Genomic DNA, 22456 nt, shown 5'->3' on the forward strand with positions numbered 1-22456 from the left:
GCTCAAAGATAAAGCGCTACAATCTCGCTTAAAGAAAAGGACACAAAATGATATTGAATTACGACTTTTTAGAATTTGTTGATGAGCCACAAAGAAACAATTCTTTGACAGCATCTATTGATAAGGCGTTAGCGGACAGGAAATTAGCTAGACAAAATAAACCTAGAGTAAAGATAAAAGGTGGATTGTCTTTAAGAGCCACGCTAGATGCGTTTGGTGAGGAACTCTCACGACTTAAAAGAGAACAAGAGACTACTATTAAAGCTACTAGTCTTAACAGCATTGTCAATAAAATCAAAAGCGGACTACCTTTTGGGACTATCTCGGCGTTTAGAGTTTTTAAACCTTATTTTGAAGCTACATTCACTAATGACCAACAATCCTTGTTAAAAAAAAGCTTATAATAGTGGATTAAAACCTAATGAAAAAGACAAAATATCAAAGCTTTATTTAGCTCAAATGAAAGAGAATAAGACTAAATTTAGAGAGGCAACTGATGACATTGACCCCACAAAATCTATTAAAGTTAAAGACTTCTTTATGCCACAAGGTAAAGTTATCCCACAATATAAGATTTTAGTTAAAGGAATTTATGAGACATTGAGTAGGAAGTTAGGTAAAAATTATGTTGATAATTTCATAAACAGCAATGCGACAATGAGAGACTTTATGTCTAGCGATAAATTTGTCAAAAAATACCGCTATACTCAAAAAGACAATATTAAAAGGACACAAGAGCTAAAATCTCTATTAGACCAAAAGAGACACTTTTTAGGTTATCTACAAGTAACAGGTTATTGGAAAGATAGGTTAGATGACCCATTATTACCAAGCAAAGAAGTTAGTTTCTTTGTGTTTCAAAACGAACCTAGTAACTCATTTAACTTGAAAGACCAATTATTAGATTTGGCAAATTATTTCAATCAAGTGGCGATTTGTTATTGCGACAACGCCGAGACTGGAAAAGTAGATTTAGTATTAGCGACAGAAAAGGATTTTGGTAAAGTGGATTGGACTTTTACAGGCATCACATTCTCTGCTCCTAATGAGTTGCCACAATCTCTCACAAGATTACAAGACAAAGTCTATACTTTCTTTAAAAAAGAGGACAAAGACAATTATGGTGTGTATTTTAAAGACATCGTTAAGACACAAATAAAAGCGATAAGACTACCTAGAGATACAGAGGGGTTAGGAGTTATGGACTTTGTTAAATCTAGCATTATAGCAAGACAGAATAGTTCTAGGACTAATGGGTATCAACAATCATTCTCTATTGATGAGATAGAGGATTGGGAACGAAAAGGTATTTTTGACAGAGAAAAACTAAAATGTATCACAAGCAAAAGCTTTAGGCAGAGCTATAACCACAATATTAAAATCCGCAAGGTTGCCAAAGCTATGCGACAAGGCAAAAAAGTGAGTAGGACATTATTAGCTAAAGTGCTTGCTAACACCATAGACACCGATGCGGGTTATTGCTTTATCTCGCCGACAGATTTAGCGACACAACTTGATAGCATCAGCCCTAGACTATCTAAAAGCATCGTAACAGCCATAGAGCAAGCAGAGGGCGTTAGACTTAATTATGCGTTGATTGACAAAATCACCTACAATTCACTCCACAACACATTGAGTTTCATTTTTGATATTGATAACCCTTTAAGCGACCAAGCGTTAAACCAATTAGTCGTTGAAGTCCCACGAGAAGCGCTAAAGAATGTGAAGTTACCACAAATCAAAAATGTATTGACTTCTCAAATCTTTGATGGCGCTTACCAATTTAGAAATTAAACCATGCTCTTTATCAGCGCGACTAACACGAATGCCGGAAAAACCACATGCGCTAGGCTATTAGCCCAATATTGCAACGCTTGTGGCGTTAGAACGATTCTATTAAAGCCCATTGAAACCGGCGTCAATGATGCAACCAACCACTCTAGCGACGCGCATCTATTCTTGCAAGATAACCGCCTTTTGGATCGCTCTTTAACCTTAAAAGACATTTCATTCTATCGTTATCATAAAGCTTCAGCTCCTCTCATCGCCCAACAAGAAGAAGATCCAAACGCCTCCATTGATATAGATCATTTAATCCAACGCCTCCAAAATTTCACCAAAACTTACGATTTAGTCATCGTTGAAGGGGCTGGGGGGTTATGCGTGCCTATCACTTTAGAAGAAAACATGCTGGATTTGGCCCTAAAATTAAAAGCCAAAATGCTTTTGATTAGCCATGATAATTTGGGCTTGATTAATGATTGTTTGCTGAATGATTTTTTATTGAAATCCCACCAACTAGACTATAAAATCGCTATCAATTTAAGAGAAAACAACACCGCTTTTCACAGCATCAGTTTGCCCTATATTGAGCTTTTTAATACACGCTCCAATAACCCCATGGTGATTTTCCAACAAAGCCTAAAAGAATTAATGAGCTTTGCTCTTAAATAAAGTGCAAACAGAACGCACGCTGATAAAAAAGCCCCCTAACAGCAAGGCGTATAAAATCCAGCTAAAAATGGGTTTTGAAATGTCAGCGCTCTCTTTTAAGGGCTTTAAAAAAATCACATTAGGGAACATGTTAAACAAATTGATCCGCCAGCCATAGTATTGCACTTCCACTTGCTGGTTGACTAAACTTTGAGCGAGAGCTGAAATATCAGCCGAATTAAACTTAAAATAAAAAGGGAAGCCAAAACGCGTGTCTTCGTTACGATAAACGGTTACGCTTTTTTGATCCTTAGGGTCGTAAGTTTGCACAAAATAGACATCTCTAGCAAGGGTTTTTACTTCCTTATTATTGGGCGTGTTTTCATTTTCATTCATTCTTTTGACTTCCACCCCGCTAATGACAGCCGCGCTATAATGGGGCATGCAATAGCTCACTAAAAGCATGAGTGCTAAAAAGATCGCCGTTAAAATGAATAAAACCACATTACGCACAAATTTTATCAACTTCATTCCTTATGATAGTATTAGCCTTTTTTTCGCATTCAAACACCAGAGCTTAAAAAACGCTCTTTCACATGTTTTCAATCATCACGCTAGCAAATTCAGAGCATTTCACTTCTTTAGCCCCATCCATTAAACGAGCGAAATCGTAAGTTACTTTCTTGCTTTTAATCGCTTTTTCCATCGCAGAGACGATCAAATCAGCCGCTTCCACCCAGCCCATATGCCTTAACATCATTTCCGCGCTCAAAATAATAGAACCCGGATTGACTTTATCCAGCCCAGCGTATTTAGGAGCGGTGCCATGGGTGGCTTCAAACATGCCCACCGTGTCATTGAGATTAGCCCCAGGAGCGATACCAATGCCCCCCACCATCGCCGCTAACGCATCAGAGATATAATCCCCGTTCAAATTCATGGTCGCAATGACGCTGTATTCGCTAGGGCGCAAAAGGATTTGTTGCAAGAACGCATCAGCGATCATGTCTTTAATGATGATTTCTTTACCGGTTTTAGGGTTTTTCAAAGAACACCATGGGCCTTTGTCAATGACTTGAGCGTTAAATTCTTCTTGAGCGAGCGCATAGCCCCATTTCATGAACGCCCCTTCGGTGTATTTCATGATGTTACCTTTATGCACAAAAGTTACGCTTGGCTTGTCGTTATCAATGGCGTATTCAATCGCTTTCCTCACCAACCTTTCTGTGCCTTCTTTGCTGATGGGTTTTACCCCTATGCCACTGCTTTCAGGGAAACGGATTTTTTTAACCTTTAGTTCGTTTTGTAAAAAATGGATGAGTTTTTTCGCTTCCGCGCTGCCTTCTTGCCATTCAATGCCCGCATAAATGTCTTCAGAATTTTCTCTAAAGATCACCATATCCACTTTTTCTGGCTCTTTAACCGGGCTTGGGCTTCCATACCACCTTACCGGTCTCAAGCACACATACAAATCCATTTTTTGGCGTAACGCTACATTTAACGATCTAAACCCCTCACCAATAGGCGTGGTCAAAGGCCCTTTAATAGAGACTTTGTAATGGTTGATCGCTTCAATAGTGTCCGGTAAGAGCCATTGCTCTTCTGGGCTTAATTCCTTGTGATCTTTAAATTTTTGATAGCATTTTTCACCCACAAACACTTCATACCATGCGATTTTTTTCTCGCCTTTGTAAGCTTTTTGAACCGCGCTATCCACCACTTTAATCATCGCTGGGGTAATATCTGATCCAATGCCATCGCCTTCAATAAAAGGGATAATAGGGTGGTTTGGCACATGCAATTTCCCCCCCTTAATCGTAATTTCTTCGCCCTCTTTAGGCTTTTGTAAAATTTTAGGGTTGTAAGCCATTGTCTATCCTTTTTCTAAAGTTTGAATGATTATACTAGCGCAAAAATACTTATAACCCCTAAAAATCTTTTTTGAATGCGTGTTTAAAAGTAGCGATTGAAAATAACTTGAAAAAACGAAATGTTTTTAAAAAGAAATCATTTAATTTTTTGGCTTATAATAAGGAGCTGAACGCTATCAAATACTTAAGGAAATCACAATGTCTGTTACTTTAATCAACAATGAAAACAATGAACGCTATGAATTTGAAACCATTAAATGCACTCGTGGGCCTAAAGCGGTGGATTTTTCCAAACTTTTTGAAACGACTGGGCTTTTTTCTTACGACCCAGGGTATTCTTCCACTGCCGGTTGCCAATCCACCATTAGCTACATTAATGGCAAACAAGGCGAATTGTATTATAGAGGGCATAAAATAGAAGATCTTGTCGCTAACTACGAATATGTAGATGTGTGCAGACTCTTACTCACAGGAGAACTACCCAAAAATAAAGATGAAAGCTTAGAATTTGAACTGGAATTACGCCACAGAAGTTTTGTGCATGAAAGCCTATTAAACATGTTTTCAGCCTTCCCTAGCAACGCCCACCCTATGGCGAAACTCTCTAGCGGTGTGTCTATTTTATCCACCCTTTATTCCACGCACCAAAACATGCACACTGAAGAAGATTACCAAACCATGGCTAGAAGAATTGTCGCTAAAATCCCCACGCTTGCGGCTATTTGCTATCGTAATGAAGTGGGAGCACCTATCATTTATCCGGATATTGCGCGTTCTTATGTGGAAAATATCCTTTTTATGCTGAGAGGTTATCCTTATAGCCGCTTGAAACACACCACTCAAGGCGAAGTAGAAATCACGCCCCTAGAAGTGGAAGCCTTTGATAAAATCTTAACCCTACACGCCGATCATGGGCAAAACGCTTCTTCTACCACGGTAAGGAATGTCGCTAGCACCGGCGTGCATCCTTATGCAGCCATTAGCGCGGGTATTAGCGCTTTATGGGGGCATTTGCATGGCGGAGCGAATGAAAAAGTGCTTATCCAATTAGAAGAGATTGGTGATGTGAAAAATGTGGATAAATACATCGCAAGAGTGAAAGACAAAAACGACAGCTTCAAGCTTATGGGCTTTGGGCATAGGGTGTATAAGAGTTACGATCCGCGCGCTAAAATCCTCAAAGGCTTGAAAGACGAATTGCATAAAAAGGGCGTTAAAATGGACGAACGCTTGAGCGAAATCGCTGCAAAAGTGGAAGAAATCGCCCTAAAAGACGAGTATTTCATTGAAAGGAATCTCTACCCCAATGTGGATTTTTACTCCGGCACCATTTTAAGGGCTTTAAAAATCCCGGTGCGTTTTTTCACGCCGGTTTTTGTCATTGGTAGGACCGTGGGTTGGTGCGCGCAACTTTTAGAGCATATCAAAAGCCCGCAAGCCAGGATCACACGCCCAAGACAAGTCTATGTAGGGAAATAAAATCTCAAAATGTTTTAGCGTTTTTAGTAAAAAGCTTGCGTAAAGCGCTAATAAGAAAAGCTTGACGCTAGTCAAGCGATAACTTGATTAAAAAGCGCTCTTCTTAGGGGGATATTTAAGGGGGTTGTAGGGAGAGCTATTTCAAATACCACCTATATTCTTAAGAAAATGAGTTTCACTTAAAAAATAAGCTTTTAAAATAAAATTAACCCCCCTTTTTTTATGGTTACTTCTCTTCAAACAACCTCATTTCTTTAAAAATCATTTTCATTGGTTTAATATTTGTTTAGAAACAACACAAAAACCTTTTTTTTTTTTTGAAAGAGCAAAAACGCCTCATTAATGTCAAAATCCCATCAATTTATACTATATTAACGAAAGCTTGCAGTATGGCTTTACTTAAAGACACATTTCTGCAAGGCTCACCAACGATTTCAATCTTATTTTAAAAGGAAAAAGGAGAAAACATGAAGAAAAAATTTCTGTCATTAACCTTAGGTTCGCTTTTAGTTTCCGCTTTAAGCGCTGAAGACAACGGCTTTTTTGTCAGTGTGGGCTATCAAATCGGTGAATCCACCCAAATGGTGAAAAACACCAAAGGCATTCAAGATCTTTCAGACAGCTATGAAAGATTGAACAATCTTTTAACGAGCTATAGCGTCCTAAACACTCTCATCAAGCAATCTGCCGACCCAATCGCTATCAATAACACAAGGACTAATTTGAATGCGAGCGCGAAGAATTTAATCAATGATAAAACCAATTCCCCGGCGTATCAAGCCGTGCTTTTGAGTTTGAATGCAGCAGCGGGTTTGTGGCAAGTGATGAGCTATGCGATCAGCGTTTGTGGTCCTGGTAGTAACAAAGACAAAAATGGAGGCGTTCAAACCTTTGAAAATGTGCCATCAAATGGGGGGACTACCATTACTTGCGATTCGTTTTATGAACCAGGAAAGTGGAGCGGTATATCCACTGAAAATTACGCGAAAATCAATAGAGCTTATCAAATCATCCAAAAGGCTTTCGGGAGCAGTGGGAAAGATATTCCCGCTTTAAGCGACACCAAAGAACTTAATTTTGAAATTAAAGGGAAGAAAAACAATACTGTCGAACCAGGAGAAAGATGGAAATTCCCATGGACTAACGGGCAATTTGTTTCAATCAAGTGGGTCAATGGGGAATATAAAGAAACTAAAGAGGACATCAAAGTCTCCAACAACGCTCAAGAGCTTTTACAACAAGCGAGCATTATTTTAACCACCCTTAATGAAGCATGCCCATGGTTGAGCAATGGCGGTAAAAATTATTGGAAAGATATAGGCGGCGATGGGACAGCGTGCGGATCTTTTAAAAACGAAATCAGCGCGATTCAAGACATGATCAAAAACGCTGCAATAGCCGTAGAGCAATCCAAAATCGTTACCGCAAACGCGCAAAACCAAAGCAACCTGGACGCCGGAAAAACATTCAACCCCTACAAGGACGCTGACTTCGCTCAAAGCATGTTCGCTAACGCCAAAGCGCAAGCGGAAATTTTAAACCGCGCCCAACAAGTGGTGAAAGACTTTGAAAGAATCCCTGCAGCCTTTGTGAAAGACTCTTTAGGGGTATGCCATGAAAAGGGTAGCGATGGCAATCTCCGTGGCACGCCATCCGGCACGGTTACTTCTAACACTTGGGGAGCCGGTTGCGCGTATGTGGAACAAAGCGTAACGGCCTTAAAAGACAGCCTCGCTCATTTTGGCAACCAAGCTGATCAAATCAACCATGCACGAGATCTCGCCTACACTTTAGCGAATTTCAGCAGCCAATACCAAAAGCTAGGCGAACACTATGACAGCATCACAGCCGCTGTCTCAAGCTTGCCTGACGCTCAATCTTTGCAAAATGTGGTGAGTAAAAAGAACAACCCTTATAGCCCGCAAGGCATACAGGATAATTACTATATTGACTCCAACATCCATTCTCAAGTGCAATCTAGAAGTCAAGAATTAGGCAATAACCCTTTCAGACGCGCTGGCTTAATCGCCGCTTCAACCACCAACAACGGCGCGATGAACGGGATCGGCTTTCAAGTGGGCTACAAGCAATTTTTTGGAGAAAATAAACGATGGGGCGCCAGATATTATGGCTTTGTGGATTACAACCACACCTATAATAAATCCCAATTTTTCAACGCCTCTTCTGATGTTTGGACCTATGGCGTGGGGAGCGATTTGTTAGTGAATTTCATCAACGATAAAGCCACCAAAAACAACAAAATTTCTTTTGGCGCGTTTGGCGGTATTGCGTTAGCCGGGACTTCATGGCTTAATTCCCAGTATGTGAATTTAGCGAACGTGAACAATTACTATAAAGCTAAAATCAACACGGCGAATTTCCAATTCTTATTCAATTTGGGCTTAAGAACCAATCTCGCTAGGAATAAGAGGAGAGGCGCTGATCATAGCGCGCAACATGGCATGGAATTAGGCGTGAAGATCCCCACGATCAACACGAATTACTATTCTTTGCTAGGCACTACCTTGCAATACCGCAGGCTTTATAGCGTGTATCTCAACTATGTGTTTGCTTACTAAAAGCTTAAAACCCCCTTTTTAAACCCTCTTTTTAGGGGGTTTAATCCACTTCTTTTAACTGACTTTTCTTTTAGCTTTTTTTAATTTTTTCCACCAAACAAAGTTTTTTGACTTCAAGCGTTAATCACAAAAAATACTCAAAGACGTTTTTTACAATCTAAATAAAAATTAGCGTTATTCAAGCGATCCTTTTAAAACCACCCAAAGCAGAAACCTCAAACATCTTTAGCGTTCGCGCGCTCCACTAACCAAAAAACGCCCCAAAGTCAAGGACAAACCCGCTTTTTAAAGGAAACCCCTAAGCTTTTTAGGCTTAGGGAACGCTCTTAGAAATTAGCGTTTCATCAAAAACACTACCTTAAACCAAGAAAAAGAAATTTCAAGGTATAATAGTTTCCAAGAGCGTTTGCCACTTTTACGCTTCCCACTTTTAGCTTTATGGCATGCTCCTTATTTGGATTTGCCCCATATCCTAACTATGGGGCGTGATGAAATCCTGCAACAAACGCGCTTTAAAGCTCTTAAATGCAACCACCCTAAAAAACGCACTTTCCACTTTAAAATAAACCATAAAATCCCCATACCTACGATATAATCCTAAGACTGATTGATTTTAAGGGGCGTGTTTGGCATCATTATTCCATCTGAAGTTTTTAAAACCCCTGAGTTGTCTGCAAGCCGGTTTGCTTTATAGCCTTATTTTTGGCGTTTTATACCATTTCCCTTTGTTCGCTTATGTTTATAAAGAAAGCAACCAGGTTAGTTTTATCGCCATGATGGTTGTGGTGCTTTTTTGCGTGAATGGCGCTCTTTTTTTGGGATTAGGTTTGATCTCTATTCATTTGATGCGCCTAAGCGCGGTTGTTTTTAGTTGGCTCAATTCCATCGCTTTCTATTTCATTAGCGCTTATAAGGTGTTTTTAAATAAGAGCATGATGGGTAATGTCTTAAACACCAACACGCATGAAGTTTTAGGCTTTTTGAGCGTTAAATTATTTGTTTTTATCGTTGTTTTTGGGGTGTTACCTGGCTATATCATTTATAAAATCCCCATCAAAAATTCTTCTAAAAAAGCGCCCTTTTTAGCGATCTTGGCGTTAGTGTTTATTTTTATCGCTAGCGCTTTAGCTAACGCTAAAAATTGGCTGTGGTTTGATAAGCATGCGAAATTCATAGGGGGCTTAATTTTGCCCTTCGCTTATAGTGTGAACGCTTTTAGAGTGAGCGCTCTCAAATTTTTCGCCCCCACTATCAAGCCGCTCCCTCTCTTTTCGCCCAACCATTCTCATTCGTTTGTGGTGCTAGTCATTGGCGAAAGCGCTAGGAAACATAATTACGCCCTTTATGGCTATCAAAAACCCACCACCCCAAGATTAAGCAAACGCTTAGAAAATCATGAACTCACTCTTTTCAACGCCACTTCTTGCGCCACTTACACGACAGCGAGTTTGGAATGCATTTTAGATTCTTCTTTTAAAAACAACGCCTATGAAAATTTGCCCACTTACTTGACTAAAGCCGGTATCAAAGTCTTTTGGTATAGCGCGAATGACGGCGAAAAGAATGTTAAGGTTACAAGCTATCGTAAAAACTATGAATTGATTCAAAAATGCCCCAATTGTGAAGCGATCGCTCCTTATGATGAATCCTTACTCTATAATTTGCCTGACCTTTTAAAAGAACACTCTAATGAAAATGTCTTGCTCATCTTACACCTTGCCGGCTCGCATGGCCCAAACTACGACAACAAAGTGCCTTTAAATTTTAGGGTGTTTAAGCCCTATTGCTCAAGCGCCGATCTGTCTTCTTGCTCCAAAGAAAGCTTGATTAACGCCTATGACAACACCATTTTTTACAACGACTATCTGCTAGACAAAATCATTAGCATGCTCAAAAAAGCCAAACAGCCCGCTTTAATGATTTATTTAAGCGATCATGGCGAAAGCTTGGGCGAAGAAGCGTTCTATTTGCATGGCATTCCTAAAAGCATCGCCCCTAAAGAGCAATACGAGATCCCCTTTATCGTTTATGCCAATGATCTTTTTAAAAAGGAGCATTCCATTATCCAAACCCAAACCCCCATTAATCAAAATGTGATTTTCCATAGCGTTTTAGGGGTGTTTTTGGATTTTAAAAACCCAAGCGTTGTTTATCGCCCTTCTTTAGACCTGCTTAAACACAAAAAAGAGTAAAATAACACGCATGAAAAAATTCTTATTTAAACAAAAATTTTGTGAAAGCCTGCCTAAAAGTTTTTCTAAAACTTTGTTAGCACTCAGTTTGGGCTTGATTTTACTAGGTGTTTTTGCACCTTTCCCTAAAATCCCTAAACAGCCTAGCGTGCCTTTGGTGTTTCATTTCACCGAGCATTACGCGCGCTTTATCCCTACGATTTTATCTGTGGCGATTCCTTTAATCCAAAGAGATGCGATAGGGCTTTTTCAAGTCGCTAACGCCTCTATCGCTACAACTATTCTCACGCACACCACCAAAAGAGCCTTAAACCATATAACAATCAACGATCAGCGTTTGGGCGAGCGCCCTTATGGGGGTAATTTCAACATGCCAAGCGGGCATTCGTCTATGGTGGGTTTGGCGGTGGCGTTTTTAATGCGCCGCTATTCTTTTAAAAAATACTTTTGGCTCTTACCCCTAGTCCCTTTAACCATGCTCGCTCGCATTTATTTAGACATGCACACCATTGGCGCGGTGTTGGCCGGGCTTGGCGTTGGAATGTTGTGCGTGGCTCTTTTTACAAGCCCCAAAAAACTTAATTAAAAAAACTTAATTAAAAAAACTTAATTAAAGCTTTAATTCCTGTTTTTATAATCTTCATAAGAAAAGTTTTTAAGGATTTTAAAACCTTGCTCGTCTATTTTAGCCAGGCTTGGGAGCGGGACGCCATTAAACGAGTTGTTTTTAACGATCGTATAATGGAGCATGTCTTTAAACAAGATTTTATCGCCCCTTTTTAAAGGCGTATCAAAACTAAAGCTCCCCATAAAATCCCCCGCCAAACAAGTAGGGCCGCCCAAAAAGTAAGAAAACGCCCCTTGGTTTTCGCCCTTTTCAACTTCAATAAGCTCTTCATCATTTTCTATGGAAATTTTAAGAATGCTAGGGCGATAGGGCATTTCTAAGCAATCCGGCATGTGAGCGCTAAAAGAAGCGTCTAAAATCGCAATTTCTTGGCTGTTTTTAACGATGTCTATCACGCTTGCAATTAAAAACCCGCATTGCCACCCTATGGCTTCCCCAGGCTCTAAAATCACTTCTATATTGTGGTAGCGCTCTTTAAAATCTTTGATCGTTTGAATGAGCAAATTCACATCATAATCGCTCCTAGTGATATGATGCCCTCCACCAAAATTCACCCACTCCATGCCCTCTAAATAAGGCTTGAAATGCCTTTCTACATGCTCTAAAGTCCGGCACAAAGCGTCAGCGTTTTGCTCGCAATGCGTATGGAAATGCAACCCGTTCACCCCCTCTAACCCATGCTCTTTAACCCCTTTTTCAAATTCGCTAGGTGCAATCCCTAACCGGCTTGTTTTAGCGCATGGGTTATAAATCGCTGGGGTTACTTCGCTATAAAGAGGGTTGATCCTCAAACCCATTTTAATGGGGCTTAAGCCCAAGTTTTCTAATTGCTTGTTTTTGTCTAAAATCCTGTCTTTATAGGTAGCGTATTGGTAAAAAGAGTTGAAAATGATGCTTGTCGCTAGGGGTAAAATCGCACTCATTTCAGCCTCTTTAAAAGCCGGACTATAAACGCAAACTTCCTTATGGCTCTCTCGCCCCCCAAATTCTTCAAAAGCGAGCTTAGCCTCATAAAGACCGCTCGCGCAACACCCGTTCAATCTTTGCCTCAAAATCCCAAACTCACGCCAGAACGCATACCCCTTTAAAGCGAGCAAAACCTTTGCCCCGCTTTGTTGGCGCACGATTTCTAAAATCTTGGCGTTTTTTTCTAAGCGTTCGCTCTCTAGCACATAGCAAGGGGTGGGGATAGCGCCGTATTTTTTCATGCTAATTCCAAAAATTGCTTAACCACCCGTTGGATGTCTTTAGGGTTAGACTTAGAGATGAAATCATCGGCTTTTAAACTCCTGGCCATGTCTTCATTAGAGCTGCCGCTCATAGAAGAATTGACCACGATAGGGATTTTTGAAGTCAAAGGATTGTTTTTAACCTGTTTGATCACTTCAAAACCGCTCGCTTCTGGCATTTCTAAATCGGTAATGATCAGGCCAATATTACTCACATCGGTTGTTGGGCTGAATAAATGCTCTAGCAAGGTTTTACCATTGATAAAATCTATATGCTTGACGCCCAGCTTGTCTAAAATCATTTGCATGGTTTTTAAAACGCTTGGGGAGTCATCAGCGAGCAAAACGCACTGGTTAGAATGGATTTTAGAAAGCGTTTCTAAATCGTTGTGTTTTTCATCTTCAATCCAAGGGAACACATCTATAAGCATTTTTTCAATATCCACCACTTGCACCAAGCGCCCATCAAAATAGCGCGTGCGACTCACGAGCTTGTTATTGCCTGCAGATCCCCCTAGCCCAGCGCTTTGCTCCATTTCAGTCCATTTCTTGCTCAAAATCCTATCCGCTTCATAGATCCTAACCCCTATGGTCCAACGAGAAAACTCACAAATCATAACAATATCGTCTTCGCCCTTGTCTTTTTCTATCCTATAAGGGCGTAAATCCTTGTTTTTGTTTTGGCTGTCATAATAAAACCATTTTTTCATATCAATCAAGGGAATGGTGAGCTCTCTTATAATGATTAGCCCCTCAACGAGCGAATTGTTTTCGTGGCTAATGATGGTGAGGTTGCCATGGTATTTCACCACTTCACGGATCTTAAAGACATTGACCGCATACAAATCCTTGTTTTTACCCAGCCTGAAACACAACAATTGCAACTCGTTATTTTTATGCAAACTCGTAACTTGATCAATGCCCGCCAAACTATCAGCCATGACTTCCCCTTAATTTAGGTTTTCGTATCGTTTTATAATTATATCGTGTTTGTGTTTAATGCCAACGACACTTAAAAACTAAAATTCCTTTGGTGGGGGTTTTTTAAATCATTTTAAATGACTCAAAACAAACCCGTTTTTAAAACTGCGGATGTATAAAATATTATGGCGGTTAGAGCAAAAGATTTGTGGGGCTGCTACAAACCCAGAAAGCAATTCCCTAGCGTCAATGACTTTAGGGTTTTCAAGCGATCTTTTACAAGGCTTTAAGGAAAACGAAAAAGCGTCAATAGAATCAGCTCGAACTTCATAATTTTCAAAAGCTTTATTTTTGATACGCATAAGATAGATTTTATGGGCAAAAATGCTCGTGCTTCTGGTGTCTGCAAAGGTACTCACACCTGAATACAATGAAGTTACTAGCCCTCCAACAAACCCCAAATAATAATTCGCTACCGCTTGCATGCCCACCTTAAAAGTAGCCGATAAAATGGCTCTAGTGATAATGTAGGGCAACTGCTTCCTAAATTCGCTAGCGACCACCGCATCTATTGAGGCTAAAGTGTCAAAGGGCGTTACTTTTTCTCCATCTTTAAGAGTGAAATTTTGATAAAACGCTTCCCCTTTTTCTAGCTTGGGCAAGGCTATACTCACGTTATAAACCGAATCGATCATAAAAATAGGCACATCAATTTTAAATTCGCTTTTTTGCGGCTCTTTACCATCTTCAATGATGATCCAAGTGAAATGACTCCTGTTAGGGTTTTTGAAAAAAACCAAGTCTTGGGCTACAAAAGGGCTTTGACTGATCCCATAGGCTTCATTAAGATAGCCTAGCCCCTTGTTCTTATCCCCATTTAAAGCGTAAAACAACCCTGAAAGATACGAAACCGCCGGGTTAAGCAAGCCCTGATAAGCTTCGTATTTGTCTAAATTAGAATAAGTGTTGTTTAAAATCTCGCTCACTTCTACCCTAGAGCGTTCCATATTAATATTGTGCTTTTTGCTAGAATCGATCTCTTTAATGGCTTTTTGAACTTCCTCATAATAAAATTCTTTAGCCCTGCGCTGGCGTTCGTTCGCGCGGTTGAATTGCACCCTAGCTTTCGCGCTATCGTTTAAAAGCATGTAGTCTATCGCTTTGTAATAATTGATTAAAACGCCCTCATAAATATTCCCCCCATAAGCACGCACGTTATCATTAATCATGGTAGCGCCCACATAACCAGCCCCTCTTGTGAAAGCGCTTTGGGTTTTATCAAAGCGTTGCTCGGCTTGATCTAATACCCCTAAAGAAGTCTGGTAATCTCTGGCGTATAAAGCGCTCAAGCCGTTTTGCAAGTCCCATAAAAGAGCGTTCTTTTTTTTCTTAGTGAATTGTTTGGAATATTCATAAGCTTGTTTAGGGCTTTCTTCATAATAGAGCGTGTTAAAATGTTCTAAGTCCATACGATAGCCTATGCAACCTGTTAATGATATTCCTAAAATTACCGACATCAACAGAACGAATATTTTCAATCTAACCCTTTTAATTGACATTTTTTTGCTTGACTATTTGAGCGTATCATAACATTTTTAATGAAAACATAAGCTTTTTATGGCTAAAATGATCCCTAAGCTCTTATTTAGACCTATGCAATAGGAATTTAGGGTAACGCTTCAGGGTAGGAATACAGCAGAGTCCCCTAATTTCTTGTGTGCCTTAGCCATCTGAATAGGAGTGCTTCAAAATAATATTAGCTTTTTAAAACTAACTCTTCAAAAGTTTCTCACGCCACTCTGTAGGGTAGTCTTTTTGTAACGCTTTCACTTTATTCACATGACTAGAATCCGAATTAAAGATTTTCAAATAACGCCCCAAGCTTTCCAAATTTACATCAATCATGTTGGAACTCCCGTTACCCAGATTTTTGACTAAAACCTGCCTGGCATACAAAGGCGTGTTTTCTAAAAATGAAATTTCAGTCTCGCTCAAAGGCACATTGAAATGGTGTTTCAACTCCCTAGCGTTTTTTTGCGGATACAAAATAAGAGTCCCCATGTTGCTTAAAAAACTATGGGCGTTTTTAACCCCGCTTAATTGGTAAATGTCTTGCAAAGCCAACACCACCACGCCATTAGCTTTTCTGGCTTGCGTGATTAAAGCGTTGATTTTGGTGTTCAGTAAATCGTTTTCCACATAGGATTTAAACTCGTCTAAAAAAACCAAAAATCCGCTGTCATTTTTTCTGGATTCTTCTAAGATTTTATAAAACAAATAATAGGCTAAAAGCCCTAAATCTTTAGGGTTTTGAGTGATGGTGTCCAGGTTGATTACATTTAAAAAAGCGTTGGAATTGAATGCGTCATTTAGGGCGTTAAAAAGGGGGTTATGCAAATACGGCTCTAAGCTTAAACCCAATTGGTTAGATGAGGTTCTTTTAAGCGTTTCTTTAAAATCTAGCAAACTAAAGGCTTTTGGGTATAAAGTCTCATAAAGGCTTTTAATCGCGCTAGAAATCGCATTCATGTCTTCTAAGGCTTCTTTATTCCTTGAAGGGGTAAGATCAAACATGCTCAAAAAGAAAGATTGCAAAAACTCTAAATTCTGCAAATCAGGCTCTAAACAAAAGGGGTTGATGCTAAAAGATTTGCCGTCATGGTAATGCCCTTTAAAAAACTCTGTGAAAGAATACAACCCTTGCATCCTGTCAAAGGCCAAAAGGCACATGTTTTGGTATTTTAAAGCGCTCATCATTAAAAAGCTCATCAGCGTGCTTTTACCGCTCCCAGTAGCTCCTATGATTAGGGTATGCCCGTTCACTCTAGGGATTTCTTTAGCGTTTTTGTGGCTCACTTCTTGGTTGTGGAAATTGAATAAAAAAGGGGAATAATCCAAATTTTTAAACACGCTCAAAGGGCTATCCCCCCATGAATTGGCCTTAAAACCTAAATTTTGCCTTTCAAAGACCATCAAACACGCTAAAGCTTTAGAGGTTAAAAACCGCAAGCGGTGGTTTAAATGGATGCGTTCAGGGAAAAAGGAAAAATACCCTCCTTTCAAGCCAAAAGTTTCTATAACGCCCACTAAATTTTCTTTAAACAAAAGCCCTAAAATCAAGCTCGTTTGGGTGTCTAAATTTTCTAAACTAGGGGCTTTAATAAGAATGTTTAGGGCGAATTTTTGCATGGATAAGCGTTTGGTTTTGACTAATTCTTGGTATTCTAACAGCTCGTTTTTAACGAGATTAGACATGCTAAACTTAGCCCTTTCTTTTAAAAAACTCAGCGTTTTATTTGCACTCATTGGCTCTATAGAAAAGATAATATCTAAGGGCATCTCTTGGTATAAAAGCGCTCCGATCGCTATGGAGGTGATGCGTTCGCTCTCATAAGCTTTAATACCGATCAAGCGGTTGTAAATTTTTTGATTGAAGCTTTCTTGAATGAAATAATCTTTTTCAAAAGTAACAGAACTAGCGATATAGCTATCGCTCAAATACCCTCCCACTAAAGGCTTTAAAGGCAGATCAAACCCGTTGATGTATTCTGCGTAAAAATTCAACACCTCTTTAGAGTTTAAAAGTTTGGGGGCATAATTTTTGAGTTGGATTTCTAAACTTCTTAAAGTTTCTTGTAAAAAATGCGCTTTATAAGAGAGAATATCCTTAAAATTTTCCCTATTAGCATGCATTAAGGATTTTTTCTTATGCTCTAAAACGCCTTGCAAGGAATGCGTGCTTTCTAAAACTAAAAAATACTGGTTTTCATACACTTCTTTGTTTTCAAACTGGTTTAAAATCGCTTGCAAGTGTTGGGAATTGGTTTGAATGTTTTGCTTGCAATCAATTTTACGCCTTTTAACCACGATGCGCGCCACGACTTTTTCTAAAGAATCCAACGCCATTTGGCGCTCGGTGAAAAGATCTTGCAATTGCTCTGTGCTTAAATGGGTGTAACTCACCCCTTCTAACCGGAGGACGCCAACAAGATTTTCATTTTTAGTGAGTAAAAAATGCTCATCATACAAGCCTAAAATATTATTTTCTTCGCTCATAGAATAGCTTTTAGGCAAAACCCCTAAAAAATAGTTTGAAATTTTTTGTTTGACAGCGCTTACAAGCTTTTCTAGCATTCTACGCTCTGTAACTTTTGGTTTTAGTCTTTATTTTGCTTTTGGCGATAATAATATCTGCAATATCTTCATCAAAAAATTCCAGCACGCTAAAGAGTGCTAAAAACCCTAAATACAATAAAAAAGCGCTCAACAAATCAATCCAAGGGAGCAAGATAAAAGGCACAAAAACAGAAATCAAATAAGATTTAGCGTTCAGCCACAAAAATTTTTCTTTGACCGAAATTTCACGCAAATTCTTCACGCTCGCTGATAAAATGATCATTAAAAAATTCCCATAAACCAATTCGCTAAACTCGGGGCTTTAAAGAATAAAAAGATTCCAAACACCACGCCAAGGATCGTGAATAAGATCTCTTTCCACCGATCCAAATTCCTCCACACATAAATAGCGATCCCTATGAAAATCACCATTAAAATCCCCTTAGCGATGGGGCTTTTGAGCTGGGCTTCTAGGGCGTTAAAAAACCCTTCTAAACCTTCAGCGAACAAGCTGGAAACGCACAAGCCTACTAAAAAAATGATTTTTAAAAAATGAGCGGACATCACAACCCCTTTGTTTAATTTTAATTAACTTTATAAGGTTTAATTATCTCAAAAAAACCATAAAAACTCTTTAAAAGGGGGCTAAAAGGGGCGGATTTAATCTTTAAAAGGGTAAAAAAGCAAAGCTAAAGAGGTTAAAAGCCTTACTATTCTACGATTTGATAGACATAAGAAAGATTAGCGTGTTCTTTGGTTTGTAGGGCGTCTTCTTCTAACAAGCTTTGAATCTTTTCAAAACTGTATTGTAAATGGTTGTAAGCAATGATTACCACCTCATCGCCCTTTTGCAAAAAATGCTCTTGAGCAAAAGGCATATAAGGGGTAGCTCCGATCGCAAAAATCATTTTAGTGGGGAAATGGTGGCGCTCTAAAAAAGGCCTTAAGGCTTCTAAAGAGTCGCCGTCTTGTTGGTGGTTTAATTGGTTTTTGATCCAGTCTAAAAGTTTTTGATAAAAAAACTCGTATTTGAGCAATTTGCTGTTTTCCCCATAAATGTGCCAAATGTTATTATATTTCAAAAAAGACGCGATAGAAAAATTGTTGCACACCCCCCCATAAACAAACCTATCAATAGGCAATTTCTGCCCTATGCCTTTAGAAGCTGGTGAAAAATTCTTTTTTTGGGAGAGCTTTGCGGCTTCTAAATTACGCACAGAAGCGTCGTTAAACGCCATGAAAAAATTAGGCACAAGCTTGGTTACCAAATGTTTTTCATCGTATTTAACATCGCATTCTAAAGCGATTTCTGGCTCTGCTTGCACTTTCAAATTCAAATCACTAGGCAAAATAATCTTATGGTTATTAATGCAACAACGCCCCAGATAGCAATTCTCATACGGGATATAAAAAGGGAATAACCCCTTGGGGGCGTCCTTTTCTTCGCTTTTCATGTTAATAAAACTATGACTCTCTCCTGCTTGCTCCAAATGCCCTGCAAAATTCCCCACCACACCAAAACCTAAAAACTCTTGCATGCAAACCTCCTAGCAAATAGCTTAATGATTAGAGCTTTTTCCATTATAGCATAAAAAGAAAACCCCTAAAATTCTCAAAAACTCCCTTTTAAGCGAACAAATATTCTCTAGCGTTCTCTTTATCCAATGGGTAAAGCTCGCATTTTTCATCCCCTATTTGAATGAGGTAAGCTTGATTTTTTAAAGTCTTAGCATAGCCTAAAGCGATACGACCGGCCAATTCTTTATCTTCTTTGCTGGCGTTTTTATCCACTAAACTCAAAGGGCCTTTACAGCTTAATAATTCAATCTTATCCATTAAGGGGTGTTGAATGTCTAGCTTATGGTTTTCTTCTTCATTCCTTGCCACCACCAAGCGAGCGTTATGGGGTAAGACAAAATAGCGCCCAATTTTAACGATCACGCTGTCTTCAAACACCATTTCTCTGTATTCTTTTAAATTCTTAATCTTATTACTCACTTGAATGTCCGTAAGCAAGCACCCCCCACCTGGCTTTTCATAATATTTCAAGCCGTAATCTTTGATCATTTGCAATTGCCTAGTGCGCCCCCTGCCACTCACATCTAAAAGCTTTTCTCTATCAACAAAACCCTTTTTTTCCATGAAAGTAGGCTCTAAGAGTTTAGCGCTCATGGGCCTTAAGAGCAATTCATCTAAAAATTGCGGTTTTTCACCGCCTGCTTGCGTTCGGTCTAAAATGGGATCAAAACGCGCCTCTTCGCCCACTTCTCTGACTAATTTCCTCACCTGATTGAGCGCTTCTTTCCTTTGGGATTTAGGGCGTTGCCCTAGCACTTCCCCGCTCAAAACAAAATCCGCGTTCAATTCAAGCATTTTATAAAAAGCGTTCCTAAACATGTTGGCATGGCAATCAATGCAAGGGTTGAAATACTTCCCATAGCCGTATTTGGGCTTGAATAACACATCGTTAAAAAATTGCTCTCTAATATCGCACACCAAGAGTTTAGCCCCAATTTGCGCGGTGGCGTTTTCAAAATACTCTCTTTTATCTTTATTCCCCCCAAACCCTATATTGAAGTGTAAAGCGGTTACTTCAATGCCTTGATCAATGAGTAATTTCATGGACAACAAACTATCCAACCCCCCACTAAATAGGGCTAAAGCTTTAATCTTTTTCATATGGCGACTAATTCTCCTTGTTTTAATTTCATAATGGCCTGGCGAGCCTTTTTTAAAAAGATCATTTTTTCGCTAAAAGGGAGCGAACTTTTAGGGATTTCTTTGAGTTGCCGCTCAAAATAGCGCAAGATCAACAAACGCAATTCCTTTTCAAAACCCCCTTCTTTTAGGGGTAAATTCGCATCTAATAATAACGCAACTAATTTAGGGTCGTCCAATTTTTCTTGACACAAAGCGTCAAATTCTTGTTTTTTATGCAAGAATACCCCACTATGGATATAACCCACCGCCAAATCCAACAAGCTTCTGTCTTCTAAAAGATAGCGGATCACTAATTTTTCTAAAAATTCCAAACTCATCGTGTTAGGAACATGAGCGAACTTTTGAGCAAGATTGGGTTTTTCTGTTTTGGGGTAAAAAGGCTGAAAAGAGGCTCGCTCTCTAATCCCTAAAACATGCAAAGGCGCTTGCAAAAGAGAAGCGATTAAGGGCTTGTATTCGCTTTGCAAAAGCAGGGAAAAGTTTTTCAAAAACCCTAACATTTCTTTAAGGGCCTTATCTTTTTCTAAAGGATCGTCCAAAAGATAAAAACCCGCCATATGCCTTAAAACAAACTCAATAAAAGCCATGGGGCGCAATAACAAGTCTTTTAAGGTTTCAATCTGGCCATTAGCGATCATCTCCGCAGGGTCTAGGTTGTTTTCAAATAAAATCACCCCCCCCCTCCTTTGCTCTTTAGCCAACATCAAGCTCGCTTTATAAGCCGCATTCCGCCCTGCCTTATCCCCATCATAGCTTAAGAGGATTTCTGGATCGCCTTTTTTAAGCAAGGGCAAATGCGATGGCGTTAAAGCTGTCCCAAGCGTGGCTATGGCGTTTTTAAAACCCGCCTGATGCAATAAAATCACATCCAAATACCCCTCGGTTACAATGACTTGCTTTTGTTTATAGATGTGTTCTTTAGCCAAATGGTAGCCATAGAGCAAACTGGATTTATCAAAAAGCTTACTTTGGGGCGAATTGATATATTTGGCCGCTTTTTCTTTTAAGGTGCGCCCTCCAAAGCCCACCACTTGAGCACTAGGGCTATAAATAGGGAACATGATGCGATCCAAAAAGCGCAAATAGGTTTTATCCTTTTTGTCGCTCTTGCCTAACACGCCTAATTCAATCAGTTTATCCTTATTCAGACCTTTATTTTCAATGCCGTAATCAATTCTATTCGTGCATAAACCTAATTTAAACGCTTTGATACTCTCTAGGCTAAGCCCTCTTTTTTGCAAATAATTCAAAAAAAACGGGGCGTTAAAAAGCTCTTCTTGATACAACGAGCTCACCATTTCTAAAAGGTGGTAGTCTTCTTTATGATCATAATAAGCGCCTTTGTCATGCTCTAAAGCTATATTGAATCGGTGGGCTAATTTCTCAAGCGCTTCCACAAACGAAAGTTTTTCAAACTCCATCACAAATTTAATGCTATCCCCGCTCGCTCCACACCCAAAGCAATGGTAAAACCCTTTAATTTGATTGACGCTAAAACTCGCGCTCCTTTCTTCATGAAAAGGGCAACAAGCCATGTAATTCGAACCTGATTTCCTCAAATCCACATAAGAGCTAATGACTTCTACAATGTCTATCGTTTGCAAAAGGCGATCAATGGAACTTTTAAGAATCATTTTTCATGCTTTCTGGGTTTTTTTGGTTTGACTTTCTCAAAAGGGATTATACTCAATAAATAAAATCTTAAAAAAGGTTTGTTGATAACGCCCCTTTTTTCTAATCCTTATATTTTTAAACTAATGAAACTTTATACAAATAGACTTAATAATCCTTATAGTTATATTATTAGCTTTGTTTTTATGGCTTGACTTATCCCTAAAAATGCGCTATAGTTGTGTCGCTTAAGAATACTAAGCGCTAAATTTCTATTTTATTTATCAAAACTTAGGAGAACTGAAATGAAGTTTCAACCATTAGGAGAAAGGGTCTTAGTAGAAAGACTTGAAGAAGAGAACAAAACCAGTTCAGGCATCATCATCCCTGATAACGCTAAGGAAAAGCCTTTAATGGGCGTAGTCAAAGCGGTTAGCCATAAAATCAGTGAGGGTTGCAAATGCGTTAAAGAAGGCGATGTGATCGCTTTTGGCAAATACAAAGGCGCAGAAATCGTTTTAGACGGCACTGAATACATGGTGCTAGAACTAGAAGACATTCTAGGCATTGTGGGCTCAGGCTCTTGCTGTCATACAGGTAATCATGACCATAAACATGCTAAAGAGCATGAAGCTTGCTGTCATGATCACAAAAAACACTAAAAAACATTATTATT

Annotated in this window: 17 protein-coding genes, 1 other RNA gene and 1 pseudogene; 8 read left to right on the forward strand and 11 right to left on the reverse strand. The window is 39.2% G+C overall.

Annotated elements, in window-relative coordinates; all coding sequences use genetic code 11:
* Window positions 1-47: 47 nt before the first annotated feature.
* Both QT74_RS04775 and bioD read left to right on the forward strand, forming a co-directional pair.
* Window positions 48-1794 (forward strand): annotated as a pseudogene (locus QT74_RS04775) (hypothetical protein).
* A 3-nt stretch (window positions 1795-1797) separates the two neighbouring features.
* The gene (gene bioD, locus QT74_RS04780; RefSeq protein ID WP_033765061.1) at window positions 1798-2454 is read left to right on the forward strand and encodes a dethiobiotin synthase; all 657 of its coding nucleotides are present in this window, start codon (window positions 1798-1800) and stop codon (window positions 2452-2454) included.
* Here the strand turns inward: bioD and QT74_RS04785 are convergent.
* Window positions 2431-2958, reverse strand: a complete 528-nt coding sequence (locus QT74_RS04785) for a DUF1523 family protein (RefSeq protein WP_001873619.1) — start codon at window positions 2956-2958, stop codon at window positions 2431-2433. The two genes, bioD and QT74_RS04785, sit on opposite strands and share 24 nt — an antisense overlap.
* A 67-nt stretch (window positions 2959-3025) precedes the next feature.
* Window positions 3026-4303 carry an isocitrate dehydrogenase (NADP(+)) gene (gene icd, locus QT74_RS04790; protein WP_033765063.1) on the reverse strand — a complete coding sequence of 426 codons (1278 nt, stop codon included), beginning with the start codon at window positions 4301-4303 and terminating at the stop codon, window positions 3026-3028.
* Window positions 4304-4502: 199 nt separating this feature from the next.
* On the opposite strand from icd, the gene QT74_RS04795 reads away from it, so the two are divergent.
* From QT74_RS04795 to lpxE, 4 genes are all read left to right on the forward strand, one after another.
* Window positions 4503-5783, forward strand: coding sequence for a citrate synthase (locus tag QT74_RS04795; RefSeq protein ID WP_000117448.1), 1281 nt, complete (start codon window positions 4503-4505; stop codon window positions 5781-5783).
* A 467-nt stretch (window positions 5784-6250) separates the two neighbouring features.
* Complete coding sequence (locus tag QT74_RS04800; protein WP_033765065.1) at window positions 6251-8362, forward strand: SabA family sialic acid-binding adhesin; 2112 nt, start codon at window positions 6251-6253, stop codon at window positions 8360-8362.
* 626 nt (window positions 8363-8988) lie between these two features.
* Complete coding sequence (eptA, locus tag QT74_RS04810) at window positions 8989-10554, forward strand: phosphoethanolamine--lipid A transferase EptA (RefSeq protein ID WP_033765067.1); 1566 nt, start codon at window positions 8989-8991, stop codon at window positions 10552-10554.
* Between the two features lie 49 nt (window positions 10555-10603).
* Window positions 10604-11140: a lipid A 1-phosphatase LpxE gene (gene lpxE / locus QT74_RS04815; RefSeq protein WP_229261590.1), complete on the forward strand. Its 537-nt coding sequence runs from the start codon at window positions 10604-10606 to the stop codon at window positions 11138-11140.
* A 32-nt stretch (window positions 11141-11172) separates the two neighbouring features.
* Here the strand turns inward: lpxE and nspC are convergent, their stop codons facing one another.
* From nspC to QT74_RS04830, 3 genes are all read right to left on the reverse strand, one after another.
* Complete coding sequence (gene nspC / locus QT74_RS04820) at window positions 11173-12390, reverse strand: carboxynorspermidine decarboxylase (RefSeq protein ID WP_033765072.1); 1218 nt, start codon at window positions 12388-12390, stop codon at window positions 11173-11175.
* Window positions 12387-13352, reverse strand: coding sequence for a chemotaxis protein CheV1 (gene cheV1 / locus QT74_RS04825; protein WP_033765075.1), 966 nt, complete (start codon window positions 13350-13352; stop codon window positions 12387-12389). Before cheV1 ends, nspC begins: the two co-directional genes overlap by 4 nt.
* Before the next feature lie 108 nt (window positions 13353-13460).
* Window positions 13461-14801: a COG3014 family protein gene (locus QT74_RS04830; RefSeq protein ID WP_001914229.1), complete on the reverse strand. Its 1341-nt coding sequence runs from the start codon at window positions 14799-14801 to the stop codon at window positions 13461-13463.
* 173 nt (window positions 14802-14974) lie between these two features.
* Here QT74_RS04830 and ffs point away from each other — a divergent pair.
* An RNA gene (ffs, locus tag QT74_RS08180) (signal recognition particle sRNA small type) lies at window positions 14975-15072 on the forward strand.
* Between the two features lie 30 nt (window positions 15073-15102).
* Here the strand turns inward: ffs and QT74_RS04835 are convergent.
* The 6 genes from QT74_RS04835 to dnaG form a co-directional block, all read right to left on the reverse strand.
* Window positions 15103-17466: a VirB4 family type IV secretion/conjugal transfer ATPase gene (locus QT74_RS04835; RefSeq protein ID WP_033765078.1), complete on the reverse strand. Its 2364-nt coding sequence runs from the start codon at window positions 17464-17466 to the stop codon at window positions 15103-15105.
* A gap of 1 nt (window position 17467) precedes the next feature.
* The gene (locus tag QT74_RS04840) at window positions 17468-17731 is read right to left on the reverse strand and encodes a hypothetical protein (RefSeq protein ID WP_020971706.1); all 264 of its coding nucleotides are present in this window, start codon (window positions 17729-17731) and stop codon (window positions 17468-17470) included.
* Window positions 17731-18012 (reverse strand): TrbC/VirB2 family protein, encoded by a 282-nt coding sequence (locus QT74_RS04845; protein ID WP_020971705.1) that lies wholly within the window; start codon window positions 18010-18012, stop codon window positions 17731-17733. The genes QT74_RS04840 and QT74_RS04845 overlap by 1 nt, the downstream gene beginning before the upstream one ends.
* A gap of 146 nt (window positions 18013-18158) precedes the next feature.
* The gene (locus tag QT74_RS04850) at window positions 18159-18986 is read right to left on the reverse strand and encodes a DUF5718 family protein (RefSeq protein ID WP_033765080.1); all 828 of its coding nucleotides are present in this window, start codon (window positions 18984-18986) and stop codon (window positions 18159-18161) included.
* Window positions 18987-19074: 88 nt separating this feature from the next.
* On the reverse strand, window positions 19075-20127 hold the full coding sequence (locus tag QT74_RS04855) for an MnmA/TRMU family protein (protein ID WP_033765082.1): 1053 nt from the start codon (window positions 20125-20127) through the stop codon (window positions 19075-19077).
* Entirely contained in the window at window positions 20124-21803 is a 1680-nt protein-coding gene (gene dnaG, locus QT74_RS04860; RefSeq protein WP_033765084.1) for a DNA primase, read from the reverse strand. The genes QT74_RS04855 and dnaG overlap by 4 nt, the downstream gene beginning before the upstream one ends.
* 282 nt (window positions 21804-22085) lie before the next feature.
* On the opposite strand from dnaG, the gene groES reads away from it, so the two are divergent.
* Window positions 22086-22442 (forward strand): co-chaperone GroES, encoded by a 357-nt coding sequence (gene groES, locus QT74_RS04865; protein WP_000671934.1) that lies wholly within the window; start codon window positions 22086-22088, stop codon window positions 22440-22442.
* Window positions 22443-22456 lie beyond the last annotated feature (14 nt).

The organism is Helicobacter pylori SA213A (genome assembly GCF_000476275.1).
GTDB lineage: Bacteria > Campylobacterota > Campylobacteria > Campylobacterales > Helicobacteraceae > Helicobacter > Helicobacter pylori_CL.

Coding starts and splice junctions, on each gene's coding strand:
- cheV1 (WP_033765075.1), bottom strand. CDS start 13,352: ATGGCTGATAGTTTGGCGGGCATTGATCAAGTTACGAGTTTGCATAAA.
- QT74_RS04855 (WP_033765082.1), bottom strand. CDS start 20,127: ATGAAAAAGATTAAAGCTTTAGCCCTATTTAGTGGGGGGTTGGATAGT.
- QT74_RS04795 (WP_000117448.1), top strand. CDS start 4,503: ATGTCTGTTACTTTAATCAACAATGAAAACAATGAACGCTATGAATTT.
- QT74_RS04850 (WP_033765080.1), bottom strand. CDS start 18,986: ATGCAAGAGTTTTTAGGTTTTGGTGTGGTGGGGAATTTTGCAGGGCAT.
- QT74_RS04840 (WP_020971706.1), bottom strand. CDS start 17,731: ATGATCATTTTATCAGCGAGCGTGAAGAATTTGCGTGAAATTTCGGTC.
- nspC (WP_033765072.1), bottom strand. CDS start 12,390: ATGAAAAAATACGGCGCTATCCCCACCCCTTGCTATGTGCTAGAGAGC.
- QT74_RS04835 (WP_033765078.1), bottom strand. CDS start 17,466: ATGCTAGAAAAGCTTGTAAGCGCTGTCAAACAAAAAATTTCAAACTAT.
- icd (WP_033765063.1), bottom strand. CDS start 4,303: ATGGCTTACAACCCTAAAATTTTACAAAAGCCTAAAGAGGGCGAAGAA.
- QT74_RS04845 (WP_020971705.1), bottom strand. CDS start 18,012: ATGTCCGCTCATTTTTTAAAAATCATTTTTTTAGTAGGCTTGTGCGTT.
- groES (WP_000671934.1), top strand. CDS start 22,086: ATGAAGTTTCAACCATTAGGAGAAAGGGTCTTAGTAGAAAGACTTGAA.
- QT74_RS04830 (WP_001914229.1), bottom strand. CDS start 14,801: ATGGACTTAGAACATTTTAACACGCTCTATTATGAAGAAAGCCCTAAA.
- bioD (WP_033765061.1), top strand. CDS start 1,798: ATGCTCTTTATCAGCGCGACTAACACGAATGCCGGAAAAACCACATGC.
- dnaG (WP_033765084.1), bottom strand. CDS start 21,803: ATGATTCTTAAAAGTTCCATTGATCGCCTTTTGCAAACGATAGACATT.
- QT74_RS04800 (WP_033765065.1), top strand. CDS start 6,251: ATGAAGAAAAAATTTCTGTCATTAACCTTAGGTTCGCTTTTAGTTTCC.